Source organism: Longimicrobium sp., assembly GCF_036399935.1.
Taxonomy (GTDB): domain Bacteria; phylum Gemmatimonadota; class Gemmatimonadetes; order Longimicrobiales; family Longimicrobiaceae; genus Longimicrobium.
Genome location: NZ_DASWMD010000019.1, coordinates 77,060 through 89,568 on the forward strand (window position 1 = coordinate 77,060; position 12,509 = coordinate 89,568).

11 protein-coding genes are annotated in these 12,509 nt (G+C 75.4%); 9 read left to right on the top strand and 2 right to left on the bottom strand.

All coding sequences use genetic code 11. From position 1 onward, the window contains the following. From VGB24_RS07210 to VGB24_RS07240, 7 genes are all read left to right on the top strand, one after another. Positions 1 to 1,167 (top strand): aminotransferase class I/II-fold pyridoxal phosphate-dependent enzyme, encoded by a 1,167-nt coding sequence (locus VGB24_RS07210; RefSeq protein WP_331072276.1) that lies wholly within the window; start codon positions 1 to 3, stop codon positions 1,165 to 1,167. Then, on the top strand, positions 1,164 to 2,501 hold the full coding sequence (locus tag VGB24_RS07215; protein WP_331072266.1) for a glycosyltransferase: 1,338 nt from the start codon (positions 1,164 to 1,166) through the stop codon (positions 2,499 to 2,501). The genes VGB24_RS07210 and VGB24_RS07215 overlap by 4 nt, the downstream gene beginning before the upstream one ends. Before the next feature lie 61 nt (positions 2,502 to 2,562). Further along, positions 2,563 to 2,928, top strand: a complete 366-nt coding sequence (locus tag VGB24_RS07220; protein ID WP_331072267.1) for a cupin domain-containing protein — start codon at positions 2,563 to 2,565, stop codon at positions 2,926 to 2,928. Positions 2,929 to 3,063: 135 nt separating this feature from the next. Further along, on the top strand, positions 3,064 to 4,062 hold the full coding sequence (locus VGB24_RS07225) for a glycosyltransferase family 2 protein (protein ID WP_331072268.1): 999 nt from the start codon (positions 3,064 to 3,066) through the stop codon (positions 4,060 to 4,062). Then, positions 4,059 to 5,594: an oligosaccharide flippase family protein gene (locus VGB24_RS07230; protein ID WP_331072269.1), complete on the top strand. Its 1,536-nt coding sequence runs from the start codon at positions 4,059 to 4,061 to the stop codon at positions 5,592 to 5,594. The genes VGB24_RS07225 and VGB24_RS07230 overlap by 4 nt, the downstream gene beginning before the upstream one ends. Then, a complete protein-coding gene (locus VGB24_RS07235; RefSeq protein ID WP_331072270.1) occupies positions 5,584 to 6,735 on the top strand; it encodes a glycosyltransferase in 1,152 nt (383 codons plus the stop codon). The genes VGB24_RS07230 and VGB24_RS07235 overlap by 11 nt, the downstream gene beginning before the upstream one ends. Positions 6,736 to 6,739: 4 nt before the next feature. Beyond that, positions 6,740 to 7,531, top strand: coding sequence for a tyrosine-protein phosphatase (locus tag VGB24_RS07240; RefSeq protein WP_331072271.1), 792 nt, complete (start codon positions 6,740 to 6,742; stop codon positions 7,529 to 7,531). On the opposite strand, the gene VGB24_RS07245 is transcribed toward VGB24_RS07240, so the two are convergent. Both VGB24_RS07245 and VGB24_RS07250 read right to left on the bottom strand, forming a co-directional pair. Further along, entirely contained in the window at positions 7,528 to 7,947 is a 420-nt protein-coding gene (locus tag VGB24_RS07245; RefSeq protein WP_331072272.1) for a hypothetical protein, read from the bottom strand. The two genes, VGB24_RS07240 and VGB24_RS07245, sit on opposite strands and share 4 nt — an antisense overlap. Next, complete coding sequence (locus VGB24_RS07250) at positions 7,944 to 9,572, bottom strand: capsule assembly Wzi family protein (protein WP_331072273.1); 1,629 nt, start codon at positions 9,570 to 9,572, stop codon at positions 7,944 to 7,946. Before VGB24_RS07250 ends, VGB24_RS07245 begins: the two co-directional genes overlap by 4 nt. Before the next feature lie 358 nt (positions 9,573 to 9,930). Between VGB24_RS07250 and VGB24_RS07255 the strand changes: the two genes are divergently transcribed. Together VGB24_RS07255 and VGB24_RS07260 are read left to right on the top strand one after the other, a co-directional pair. Then, the gene (locus VGB24_RS07255; RefSeq protein ID WP_331072274.1) at positions 9,931 to 11,547 is read left to right on the top strand and encodes a capsule assembly Wzi family protein; all 1,617 of its coding nucleotides are present in this window, start codon (positions 9,931 to 9,933) and stop codon (positions 11,545 to 11,547) included. 10 nt (positions 11,548 to 11,557) lie between these two features. Beyond that, entirely contained in the window at positions 11,558 to 12,403 is an 846-nt protein-coding gene (locus VGB24_RS07260) for a 3'(2'),5'-bisphosphate nucleotidase CysQ (protein WP_331072275.1), read from the top strand. Positions 12,404 to 12,509: the final 106 nt, after the last annotated feature.

A 12,509-nucleotide genomic window follows, 5' to 3' on the forward strand; every position in this document is an offset into this window, starting at 1 on the left:
ATGTCCGACGTGCCGCCCCGCATCCACCTGTCCACCCCCCACATGAGCGGGCGTGAGCAGGCGTACGTGGCCGACGCCTTCGCCAGCAACTGGATCGCCCCCTTGGGCCCCCACGTGGACGCCTTCGAGGCCGAGTTCGCCCGCACCGTGGGCTCCCGCCACGCGGCCGCGCTGAGCTCGGGGACGGCGGCGCTCCACCTGGCGCTGCAGCTGGCCGGGGTGCGGCCGGGCGACGAGGTGCTGGTGAGCTCGCTGACCTTTTCGGCCAGCGTGAACCCCATCGCCTATCTGGGCGCGCGCCCGGCGTTCATCGACAGCGAGGCCCGGTCGTGGAACATGGATCCGGCCCTGCTGGAGCAGGCGCTGGAAGACCGCGCCCGCGCCGGGCGGCTCCCCGCGGCGGTGGTGGTGGTGCACCTGTACGGGCAGAGCGCCGACCTGCACCCCATCGTCGACGCCTGCGCGCGCCACGGGGTGCCGCTGGTGGAAGACGCGGCCGAGGCGCTGGGCGCCACCTACCACGGGCGGGCCCCGGGCACCTTCGGGCAGTCGGGGATCTTTTCGTTCAACGGCAACAAGGTGATCACCACCTCGGGCGGCGGCATGCTGGTGTCCGACGACGACGTCCTGGTGGCCCACGCCCGCAAGCTGGCCACGCAGGCCCGCGACCCGGCCCCGCACTACGAGCACTCCGAGATCGGCTACAACTACCGCCTGAGCAACGTGCTGGCGGCCATCGGGCGCGCGCAGCTGGAGGTGCTGGAGGAGCGGGTGCTGGCCCGCCGCGCCGTCTTCGAGTTCTACCGCCAGGCGCTGGCCGACGTCCCCGGGCTGCGGTGGATGCCCGAGGCCCCGTGGGGCCGGCACAGCCGCTGGCTCACCTGCCTGACGGTGGACCCCGCGGAGTTCGGCGCCGACCGCGAGGCGCTGCGGCTGGCGCTGGAGGCCCACGGCATCGAGGCCCGGCCGGTGTGGAAGCCCATGCACCTGCAGCCGGTGTTCGCCGGGCTTCCCACCTGGGGCGGCGAGGTGGCGCGCGGCCTGTTCGAACACGGGCTGTGCCTGCCCTCGGGGAGCAACCTGGCTTCGTCGGAGCTGGAGCGCGTGGCCCGGGTGATCCGCGCCACGGCGGGTGGGGCGGCGCCGGCGCGCCGGCAGGTGGCGTGACCACCGGTCCGGCGGGGCGCGGCGAGGTGGCCGTGCTGGCGCTGCTGGAGCGCTACCTCCCCGGGTACAAGGCGGGCGGGCCGCTGCGCACCGTGCAGAACATGGTCGAGCAGATGGGGCCGCCGTTCCGCTTCCGGATCCTGACCCGCGACCGCGACCTGGGCGACGCCCGGCCCTACCCCGGCATCGTCCCCGGCGCCTGGCAGCCCGTGGGGCGGGGTGAGGCGATGTACCTGCCTCCCCGGCAGGTGGGACTGCGGGGGCTGCGGCGGGCCATGCGCGGCACCGCCTACGACGTGCTGTACCTGAACAGCCTCTTTTCGGCGCCCATGTCCATCGCGCCGCTGCTGCTGCGCCGGCTGCGGGCCGTGCCGGTGACGCCGGTGGTGCTGGCGCCGAGAGGGGAGCTTCACCCGGGGGCGCTGTCGGTCGGCGGATGGGGGGGGTGGCTGCCCCGCCGCCTGGCGGAGCGGCTTCCCCCGCCCAAGTACCTGAAGAAGCGCCTGTACATCGCCCTGTCCGGGGCGGCGGGGCTGTACCGGGGGGTCACCTGGCAGGCGTCGAGCGAGCACGAGGCCGCCGAAATCCGGCGGCGCATGGGACGGCGGGCGGCGGTGGTGGTGGCTCCCGACCTGGTGGCGGCGCCCGCGCCGTGCGCCGTGCTCCGTGCGCCCAAGCGGGCGGGCGTGGTGCGCGCCATGTTCCTGTCGCGCATCGACCCCAAGAAGAACCTTGCGTACGCCATCGCGCTCCTCGGCGGCGTCCGCGGGCGGGTGGAGCTCGGCATCTACGGGCCGGTGGGCGACCCCGACTACTGGGCGCGCTGCCGCGCCCTGTTCGAGGCCCTGCCGCCGCACGTGGAAGTTCGCTACCACGGCCCGGTGCAGTCAGACCGGGTGGCGGCGCTGATGCGCTCCTACGACGTGTTCCTGCTCCCCACGCTGGGCGAGAACTTCGGCCACGTGGTGGTGGAGGCGCTGGTGCAGGGGTGCCCCGCGCTGATCAGCGACCAGACCCCGTGGCGGGGGCTGGAGGCGGCGCACGCCGGGTGGGACCTGCCGCTGGACCGCCCCGCGGCGTTCGTGGCCGCCCTGCAGCGGGTGTCCGACATGGGCCCCGACGAGCACGCCCGCTGGTCGGCGGGCGCCGCGGCGCTGGGCAGGCGCCGGAGCGCCGACGAGACGGCCCTCCGGCTGAACCGCGAGCTGTTCCTGCGCACCGCCGGAAGCCTTGCCGACGCGCGGCGGGAGCGGGGCCCCCGCCCCCCGGCCCGCCCGCGCGCCCAGGGGCTGCTGGCCGCGCCGGGGCTGTCGCGCGGCGGCGGACGCGGATAGCTTTTCCGCCGCGCCCACGCCGGCCGGCGGCGGCGCTCCGATTTCCCGATTGCCCGTTCGCATGGCCATGCAACCACACGCCGATTCGCCCTTCGCCGAGCCCAAGATCGTCCCCAAGCCCTGGGGCCGCGAGGTCTGGTACGCCCACGAGGACCGCTACGCCGGCAAGGTGCTGGAAGTGACGGCCGGGCACGCCCTCTCCCTGCAGAAGCACGAGCGCAAGCAGGAAACCATGCTGCTGCAGAGCGGCCGCCTGCGCTTTCACTTCAACGGGGTGGACTACGAGATGTCGCCCGGCCAGTGCATCACCGTGCGCCCCGGCGACGTGCACCGGATGGAGGCGCTGGAAGACTCGGTGCTCCTCGAGGTGAGCACCCCCGAGCTGGACGACGTCATCCGGCTCGAGGACCGCTACGGCCGGGGCTGAGGCCGGCCGACAGGCATCCGTCATGACGCTGACCGGTACCGGCGGGGCGGGCTTCATCGGGGGCCACGGCTGCGGGCGACAAAGGCATTCCGAAGCGCGTGGCGTGGTTCCGCGCGCGGCCCAAGGGCTGATCCGGTGAGGGCCGCGGAGCGGCGGGCCGGTGCCATCCCCGGAGAGCGCGCGGCCGCAGGCGCGGGCCCGGAGCGCGGTTCCGCCGCTCCCCGGGTCGCCGTGTGCATCGCCACCTTTCGCCGCCCCGAACGGCTCGCCGCGCTGCTGGCCAGCCTGGGCCGTCTCACCTTCGCCCGCCAGCCGCCCCGCGTCTTCGTGGTCGTTTGCGACAACGACGCGGGGGAGTCCGCGCGCACCGCCGCCGCCGCGGCCCATCTTCCGTGGGATCTCCACTACGTCGTGGAGCCCGAGCGCAACATCTCCCGCGCGCGGAATCGCGCCGTCGCCCGCGCCCTGGAGGCCGGTGCGGACTTCGTGGCGTTCGTCGACGACGACGAAACGGTCTGCGCCGGCTGGCTCCACGAGCTGCTGGACGCCCAGGGCTGCTTCGGGGCCGACGCGGTGCAGGGCAGGGTGGTCCCCTCGTTTGCGCCCGGCACTCCCGCGTGGCTGGCGGACGCGCCGGCGTTCGCGGTGTCGCCGCCCCCCCGCGGCACCCTGGTTCCCGTGGCCTCCACGAACAACGTCCTGGTCGCCGCCCGCCTCCTGGCCGGGGACGAGCCGTTCGACCCCGCCTTCGGGGTTTCCGGGGGCGAGGACTCGTTCTTCTTCATGCGCGCGGTGCGCGAAGGCGCGCGGATCGTGGCCGCGCCCGCGGCGGTCACCCACGAGCACGTCCCCCCCGCGCGCGCCCGCGCCGGCTGGGTGCTCCGGCGCTCGTTCCGGGTGGGAAACACCGCCCTCCGCTGCGAGTACGCGCTCCCGGCCCGCCGGAGGGCGGTGGGCCGGCGGCTGGCCTGGGCCACCGTCCGGCTGGGCGTCTCGGCGGCGCTGCTACCCGCCTCGCCGCTGCTGGGCAGGGCCGGCGTGCTGCGGGCCCTCTCGTCCATGGGCTACGGGCTGGGATGCTGGGCCGCCCTGGGGGGGTACCGCTACCTCGAGTACCGCGACGCGGCCCGTTGAGCGGCCGCGAGATGCGCCCGGCGCCGCCGCCGCCGCGGGCCGCTCCCGCCGGGCGTCTGCCGCGCTGGCTTCCGCCGGGCTCCAACCGGCGGGGCATCGCCTGGACCCTCGCGGGCGCCGGCATCCCCGCCGCCATCGCCATCGCCGCCATCCCGCGGATCGCCTCGGGGCTGGGCCCGGAGCGGTTCGGCGTCCTGATCCTGGCCTGGACCGTCATCGGCTACGCCGCATTCCTGCAGCTGGGGCTGGGGCGCGCCGTGGCGAGGCACGCCTCGGCCGACCGGCGCCGGGACTCGCGGGTGCTGGCCCCCGTGGTGTGGACGGCCCTGGCCATCAGCGGCGCCCTCGGGACCGCCGCGGCCGGGGCCCTCTTCTTCTTCGCCGCCGCGATCGCCCGGGGCATCCACGTGCCTCCCGGCATGGTTGCCGAAGCGGCCTCCGCCTTCCGGCTGCTGGCGCTGGCGCTGCCCTTTACGGTCACCGCGCCGGTGCTGGGGGGCGTGCTGGAGGCACGCCGCCGCTTCGGCCTGGTGAACGCCGTGGCCATGCCCACGGCGGCGCTGACCTACCTGGGCCCGGTGGCCGCGCTGGCCCTGGCCCCGGGGCTGGTGCCCGTGGTGGGTGTCCTGTGCGCGGCGCGGCTGGCCAGCTGGTGCGCCCTGGCGGCGCTCTGCGTGCGCGAGATCCCCCGCCTGCGCGGCCCGCGCATGCACCGCAGGCTGGTGAAGCCCCTGCTGGCGTACGGGGGCTGGGCCACCGTGAGCGCCATCGTATCGCCGCTGCTGGTGTACCTGGACCGCTTCGTGGTGGCCGCCATGGCCTCCGCCGCCGCGGCCGCGTACTACGGCACCGGCCAGGAGGTGGCCCTGCGGCTGGGGATCGCCTCGGGGGCCGTGGTGACGGTGCTGTTCCCCGCCTTCGCGGCGGTTCCCCGCCGGGACGGCGCACGGCTCGGCCAACTGCTGGAGCGCGGGGTGGCGGCGGTGGCGCTGCTCGTGCTTCCGCTGTCGCTGCTGCTGGCCGCCTTCGCGGGCGACCTGCTGCGGCTGTGGGTAGGCCCGGAATACGCCGCGGAGGGCGAGGCGGTGCTGGCCTGGCTGGCGGCGGGGCTGCTGGTCAACGGGCTGGCCAAGGTGCCTTCCACCCTGCTGCAGGCCGTCGGACGGCCGGACCTTACCGCCTGGCTGCACCTGGCCGAGCTGCCGCTGTTCGTGGCCCTGCTGGGTGCCTTCGTGTGGCGGTGGGGGATCGAGGGAGCCGCCGTGGCCTGGCTGGCGCGGGTGAGCGTGGATTGCGTGGCGCTCTTCTGGGTGGTCCGCGGACGCATCCCGGAAACGGGGCGGGCCGCGCTCCGCGCCGCCGCGGTAGGTCTGGGCGGCGCCGGGGCCATCGCCGCGCTGCGGCTTCTGCCCGGTCCCGGGGCACGCGGGCTGCTCCTGGCCGCGATCGCCTCCGCGTTCGCGGTGGCGTGGCTGGGCCGGGAACGCTTCTTCGGACCCATGCCAGGCCTCTTTCCCGGCCGTGACGGGTGAATCCATGCGGGTGACGCTGCTTTCGTCGAACGTGTCGCTGAACTCCGTGGCCCGCGCCCAGCTGCTCGCCGAGGTCCTGTCGCGCGACTTCGAGGTGCAGGTGCTGGGCACGGCGTTCGGCGGCGGGGTGTGGGAGCCGGCGCGCGGCGGGCCGGTGCCGGTCGAAAGCGTGCCCGGCGGCCGCTGGCCGGGGTACGCGTCCACCGTCTCCACCCTGCTGGGCCGCATCCGCGGCGACGTGGTGTACGCGGTGAAGCCCCTGTTCGCCAGCTTCGGCGTGGCGCTGCTCCATCGCCGCCGCTCGGGCGCGCCCGTGGTGCTCGACATCGACGACGACGAGCTTTCGTTCCGCCCCGCGGGCTCGCTGCGGCAGCCGCGGCGGTGGGCGGTGAACGTGGGCCACCCCGACGGCCGGTCCTGGACGCGCGCCATGCTGGCCAGGACGGGGTGGGCGGAGCGGCTTACGGTGGCGGGGCAGGCGCTGCAGGCGCGCTACGGGGGAACGCTGGTGCCGCACGCCAAGGACACCGCCCGGCTCCAGCCCCGCCCCGAGTGGAGGGAGCGGGCCCGGGCACGGCTGGGTGTCGGCGCGCGGCCGGTGGTGATGTTCATGGGCACCCCGCGGGTGTACAGCGGGGTGGAGGACGCGGCCGAGGCGGTGCGGCGAATGCGGCACGGCGCCGATCTCGTGGTGGCCGGCGGCGATCCGGCGGACCCGTTCTTTCGGTCGCTGAAGGCGGCGCTGCCCGAGGTCTCGTTCCACCCGCCGTCCCCGCTGGAAGAGGTGCCCCTGCTGCTGGAGGCCGCGGACGTGGTGGTGGTGCCGCAGCGGATGCACCCGCAGTCGGCCATGCAGGTGCCCAGCAAGCTGCTGGACGCCATGGCCATGGCCCGGCCCACCGTGGCGACCGCCGTGTCCGACATCCCCGCCATGCTGGCCGGGGGACGGGGCCTGGTGGTGCCGCCGGCCGACCCCGCCGCCCTGGCGGCGGCGCTGGACGCCTTGTTAGACGCGCCCGAAGACGCGCGCCAGATGGGCCTGCGCGCCCGCCGCTGGTGCGAGCGGCACGCCAGCTACGACGCAGTCCGGGCCACGCTCCGCGGCGTCATCGAGGACGCCGCCGCCCGCCGAACCGCCTGAAAGGATGATCGACTTCCATTCGCACCTGGTTCCCGCCGTGGACGACGGGGCCGCCACGCTCGACGAATCGCGCCAGGCGCTGGCGCACATGCGCGACGCGGGGGTGACCACCCTGGTCACCACGCCCCACTTCCAGGCGTCGATGACGGAGCATCCCGCCCGCCTGGCGGCCGGGATGGAGGCGCTGGACCGGGGGTGGCGGGAATTGTCGGAGCTGGCCGCGGCCGAGTTTCCGGCGCTGCGGGTGGAGCGGGGGGTGGAGCTGATGCTCGACTCGCCCCGCCCGGTGCTCGACGACCCGCGGCTGCGGCTGGCGGGCACGCGGTTCGTGCTGGTGGAGTTCCCCTTCCAGGGAGTTCCCCCCGGCGCCGCGCGCGCTCTCTTCGACCTGAAGGTGGCCGGGTGGCTCCCCATCGTGGCGCACCCGGAGCGGTATCCGCAGGTGGGGGAGGAGCTGGCCGGGCCGGAGGAGTGGCGAAAGGTGGGGGCGGCCCTGCAGGTGAACTGGGGATCGCTGGCGGGGCGGTACGGCCCGGGCCCGCAGCGGGCCGCGTGGGCCCTGCTGAACCGCGGCTGGGCCGACTACCTGTCCAGCGACCACCACGCCCGCGGACGCCTGGGCGTGGGCGCGGCGCGGGAGATGCTCATCGCCCGGGGAGGGCAGGAGCAGCTGCGGATGCTTTCGGAGGTGAACCCGGCCCGCATGCTGGCCGGCGAACCCCCGCTGGAGGTGCCTCCGCTGCCCGAGCGCGCGGGCTTCTGGCGGCGGCTCCTGGGGCGGGGACCCGGCGGCTAGCGGACGAAGACGTCGTGCCGCTGGTAGCTCCAGAACACGTCGACCGTGTCGGCGCCCCGCAGGTTGGCGGGGTGGGGCCGTCCGTCGGGCGTGGTCACGAAGATCTCACCGGGGACGGTGTTGAACCGGAAGATCCCCGAGTCGGCCAGGACCGCCGGGGTCCGTGCTCCGCCCGCCACCGACTCCACCCGTTGAACGAGCACCCACCGGAAGTTTCTCCGCAATTCCAACTCGGCCGAGCGGAGCTCCACCCGGTTGCCCGCGGCGTCGCCGGCGATCACCGCGGGAAGCGCCTGTCCGCCGTAGGTGGCAAGCCGGTAGCGCCCGGGGACGCGGTCCGCTTCGCCGGGCTCCAGCAGGTCGCACCCCGAGGCCAGCAGGGCGGCGAGCGCCGGGGCAAGCCAGCGCCGCTTCATCGTACGGCCCCCGTGCTTCGCGCCGGCGCCGCCGAGACCTGCACCCGCAGGGTGTGATTCACCACGTTCACGGTGTTCTCGCGCTGGTCCCAGTCGAAGGCGTAGCCCTGGAACAGGTAGTTCCAGCGCTTGCCGGCCGTCCACTCCGCACTCACGCGCGCGCCGCCCACGTCGGCCGCGCCGCGAAGCCCGGCCAGCAGGGTGACGTCGTGGCCACGCAACCCCGAGTTGGGCGCGGGCTTGTCGTACAGCGCGTCGTTCGCCCAGCGGATCCGCCCCGCGAAGACCCCCGCCCGTGCCGCGCGGCCCAGCCAGTCGAGCCCCAGCCACTGCCCCGACGCGCCGGGACCCATCGACGCGCCGATCACCTGCCCCTCGTGGGTGTAGCCCTGCGGAACGGCGGGGCCGGCGTAGTAGCTTCCCGTCGGGAGGGTGCGGTAGGAGGGGCTCTTTTCCAGGTAGGTGTGCTCGGCCTGCAGCCGCGCCCGGCCGCCCGGAACGGGGCGAAGCCACTGCATGCCCACCGTGTAGCCCTGCGTGTGCTCGGGAACCTCCAGCAGCTCGCGCACGGAGCCGGGAAGGCGGTAGCGCACCCACTCCGCGTACGCCTCGGCCCCGTCGGCGGGAAGCACGATGCGGCCGAACAGGCTGGTCATCTGCTCGAAGGGCCTCGCGGCCGCGGTGTCGCCCGCGCCGCGCCAGCGAAGCAGCACGTCCGCGCCGTTCTTCAGCACCCCCGCCCCACCGTCCGCGCCGGAGTACACGGAACGCGCGAGGCCCAGCGACACCCCGTCCACCGGCGTCAGCACCACCGCGGCCGCGCTCAGGGAGCGCCAGTCGTCGCCGGGGGTGGCATTGAACCACGCCGATTCGCGCAGCCCTCCCGCGATCCACCGCGCCTCCACCCGGCCCAGCAGCGTGCTCACCGGCCGGGCCGTGCGCAGGAAAAGGTGGGGGATGCCCGCGGCCTGCCCGCCCAGGAGCACGGCGTTCCGCACGCCGGGGCCCCACCACTGGTTCTCGGTCGCCGCGCCGAGCGCCACCGGGCCGGCGCGCACCGTCAGCGACGACTGCCCGGGATGGATCCGCCGCCGCTCCCCGCTCCCCGGCCGCACCGGCAGGTCGATGGAGTGGGTGCCGCTCTGCCAGGGCGCGCGGTGGCTCGCCCGCTGCTCCGGTCCCCAATCGTAGGGAAGCAGGTCGCCGAAGTCGCGGTTTTCCGAGTACGACAGCTCCGGCGCCAGCACCAGCCGCACCGGCCCCGCCTCCCCCTGCACGCCGGCCATCACCAGCGTGCTCAGCCCCTTGGCGGCCCAGAGGGCGCCGTCGTTGAGGGAGAAGGGGATTCGCGAGTTCCACGCGAGCGTAAGCTCGGGCGCCACGATCCACACGCCGTTCCCCCGGTCCCGGACCAGCGACGAGGGCGAGCGGAGCAGAAACCCGTCCGCCGATGCCTCGCCGCGCAGCTGTGCGTCGCGCAGCGCCTCCTCCACGGCGCCGCCCACGGTATGCAGCGCCTGCACGGCGCCGTGGGCGGGCGGGGGCAGCGAGTCCGTTGCTTCCTGCGCCCCCAGGGGAACGCCGGCCAGCAGACACAGGAACGGAAGAAAGGCACGTCGGGCCAAGTGAGGTCTCCGCGGGGTCGGGTGGCGATCGCGTGAACTATAACCCTCCGGGGCGCCATGTCCAAGCAGGCGAACGGATTGCAGACTCTGTCGCGAAGGCCTATCTTCCGCGGGACTTCCCGTCGCCGCGGCAGGTCGGAACGTCGGTGTACTCCCCGCTCCCCCTTCACCAGCAGCCGTGCTTGGCCTACGTGGCATACCAGAGGGGCGAGTTCCCCGACAGCGACCGCGCCGCGGCCAGGGTGCTCTCCTTGTCCGTTTCCCCGGGCTCACGGGGGCGGAGCGGGACGAGGTGGCGGCGCCATCGGGGCGTTCGCCCGGTGAGCCGGGCGCCGAAGCCGTGCCGCCGCGGGGCCGCGTGAGGCCCTCCCGCCCGGCCGCCGCCCTGTGGAGCGCCGCCCTGTGGAGCGCCGCCCTCCTGGCCGGAGGCGCTCCGCTGGTCGGGCAGCAGCCGGAGCTGAGCGCCGAGGCCAGCGTCGGCAGCGAGGCCGAGGAGTACCTGCGGGTGCTCCAGGTGGCCGGCGCCGCGCCGCTGTACCCCTGGTCCATCCGCGGCTTTTCGCCCCGCGAGGCCGCGCTTCTGCTTCCCGACTCGGCCCACCCCTGGGCACCGCGCGCGGCCGAAGGGCCTGCCCGCGCCCCGTGGGTCCGGCTGCTTCGGCCGGCCGTGGACCTGACGTACAACTCCGCCTTTCCCCACGGGGCCAACGACGGCGTGACGTGGGCGGGGCGAGGGATCACCGCCGCGGTGCGCGCGGGCTTCGCCCTGCGGGCGGGCCCCGTGTCGCTGCGGGTGGAGCCGCACGGATTCTGGGCCCAGAACGCCGGGTTCGAGCTCATGCCCACCGGCCGCACCGGCCGCCTGGCCTTTGCCGATCCCGACGCGCCCACCACGCTCGACCGCCCCCAGCGCTTCGGCGACCAGCCGTACGCGCGCATCGACCCGGGCGAGAGCACGCTGCGGGTGGACGTCGTGGGCCTGGCGGCCGGGGTGTCCACCGCGAGCCAGCAGTGGGGGCCCTCGTCGGCGTACCCGCTGGTGCTGGGGGGCAACGCAGGCGGCTTCGCCCACGGCTTCGCGGGCACGTCGACGCCCTGGAAGGTGGGCATCGGCCGGGTGCACGGCCGCGTGGTGTGGGGCAGCCTGGCGCAGTCGGCCTGGTCGCCGCACGAAGGCCACGGCAGCCGGCGCCTGATGACGGGGATGGTGGCCACCTTCCTTCCCTACGGGCTCGACGGCCTGGAGGTCGGGGCGTCGCGCTTCTTCCACGAGCCCTGGCCTCTCGGCGGGCTTTCCCCCCGCGACCTGGCGAAGCCGTTCGAAGCCATCTTCAAGGCGGGGCTCGGCAGCACCGGCGAGGGCCCGGACGCGCGCTCCGACGCGGGAAACCAGCTGGCGTCGGTGTTCGCGCGGTGGGTGCTCCCCGGCGGCGGCGTCGAGGTGTGGGGCGAGTACCTGCGCGAGGACCACAGCTGGGACCTGCTGGACTTCGTCCTGGAGCCGGACCACAGCGCCGGGTACGCGCTGGGCGGGCGCAAGGCGTGGCGCCGGGGCGAGAGCCTGTTGTCGCTCCGGGCGGAATGGCTGAACACCCAGCCCGGCCACCTGCGCTCCGTACGGACCCAGGGCCCGGCGTACGTGCACTTCGCGCAGCTGCAGGGGCACACGCACCGGGGGCAGTTCCTGGGGTCGCCCGCGGCGTACGGCGGCGGCGGGGCCACGCTGGCGCTGGAGGGGTACACCCCGCGCGGGCGCTGGAAGGTGGACCTGGGCCGCGAGCGGGTGCGTGGCGGCCGGCCGGGCCCCCAGGCGGCGGAGGTGGACGTCCTGAATTGCGCCGGGGCGGAACTTCTCCTGTTCCGGCGCCGGTTCGACACGCTGGCGCGCGTGCGGGGCACCTGGGAGCTCAACCGCCACCTGGGCGGCGACGCATTCAACCTGTCGGCGTCGCTGGGCGTGCGCCTGGGGCTGTAGCGGAGCCGTCGTGAACCTTCACCGGAACGGGCACGGCCCGTGGGCCGCCGAGCTGCGCGCCGCGGTTCTCGCCGCGCGGCTGGGCGGCGAGGCGGCCATGCCGTTCTACGGGCGCGCCGTAGCCACCGCCAAGGAGGGCGGCTCGCCCGTCACCGACGCCGACCACGCCTCCAACCGCGCCGTCGTGCAGGCGCTCCGCGCGGCGTTCCCCGCCGACGCCGTGCTGTCCGAGGAGTCGGCCGACACCCCCGAGCGGCTGCGGGCGGCGCGCGTGTGGATCGTGGACCCGCTGGACGGCACGCGCGAGTTCCTGGCCCGGAACGGCGAGTTCGCCGTGATGGTGGGGCTGGCGATGGACGGACGCGCCGTCCTGGGCGCCGTGTTCCTGCCGGCCCTGGAAACCCTGTACTACGCCGCCGAGGGCGCCGGGGCCTGGGCCGAGCGCGGGAACGGTCCCCTGCGCCTCCAGGCCCGGACCGGGAGGACGCCGCCGCGGCTGGTGGGCTCGCGCTCACACCCCGACCCGCTCCTGGCCGCCATCCAGGCGGGGCTGGGCGCGGGCGAAGTGCAGCCGGCCGGCTCGGTGGGGCTCAAGTGCGCGCGCGTCGTCGAGGGGCACAGCGACCTGTACGTGCACCCCGTGCCGTACCTGCGCGAGTGGGACACCTGCGCCCCCGAGGTCGTGGTGCGCGAGGCGGGGGGCACCGTCACCGACTGCCTGGGCGCGCCGCTCCGGTACAACAAGCCGGACCCGGTGCAGCCCCACGGCATCGTGGCCGCCGCGCCGGGCCTGTCCGAGGCGGCGCTCGCGGTGATCACGCCCCTGTACACGGACGGACGCGGCGAGCGCGGATGAGCCGCCCCCCGCCCGGCCCTGCTGGCCGCCGGGCTGCGCCGCCGCGGCCTGCGCACCGAGCTGCTGGCCGGGGGCGAATTCCGCCGCAACATCTCGCAGAGACTCG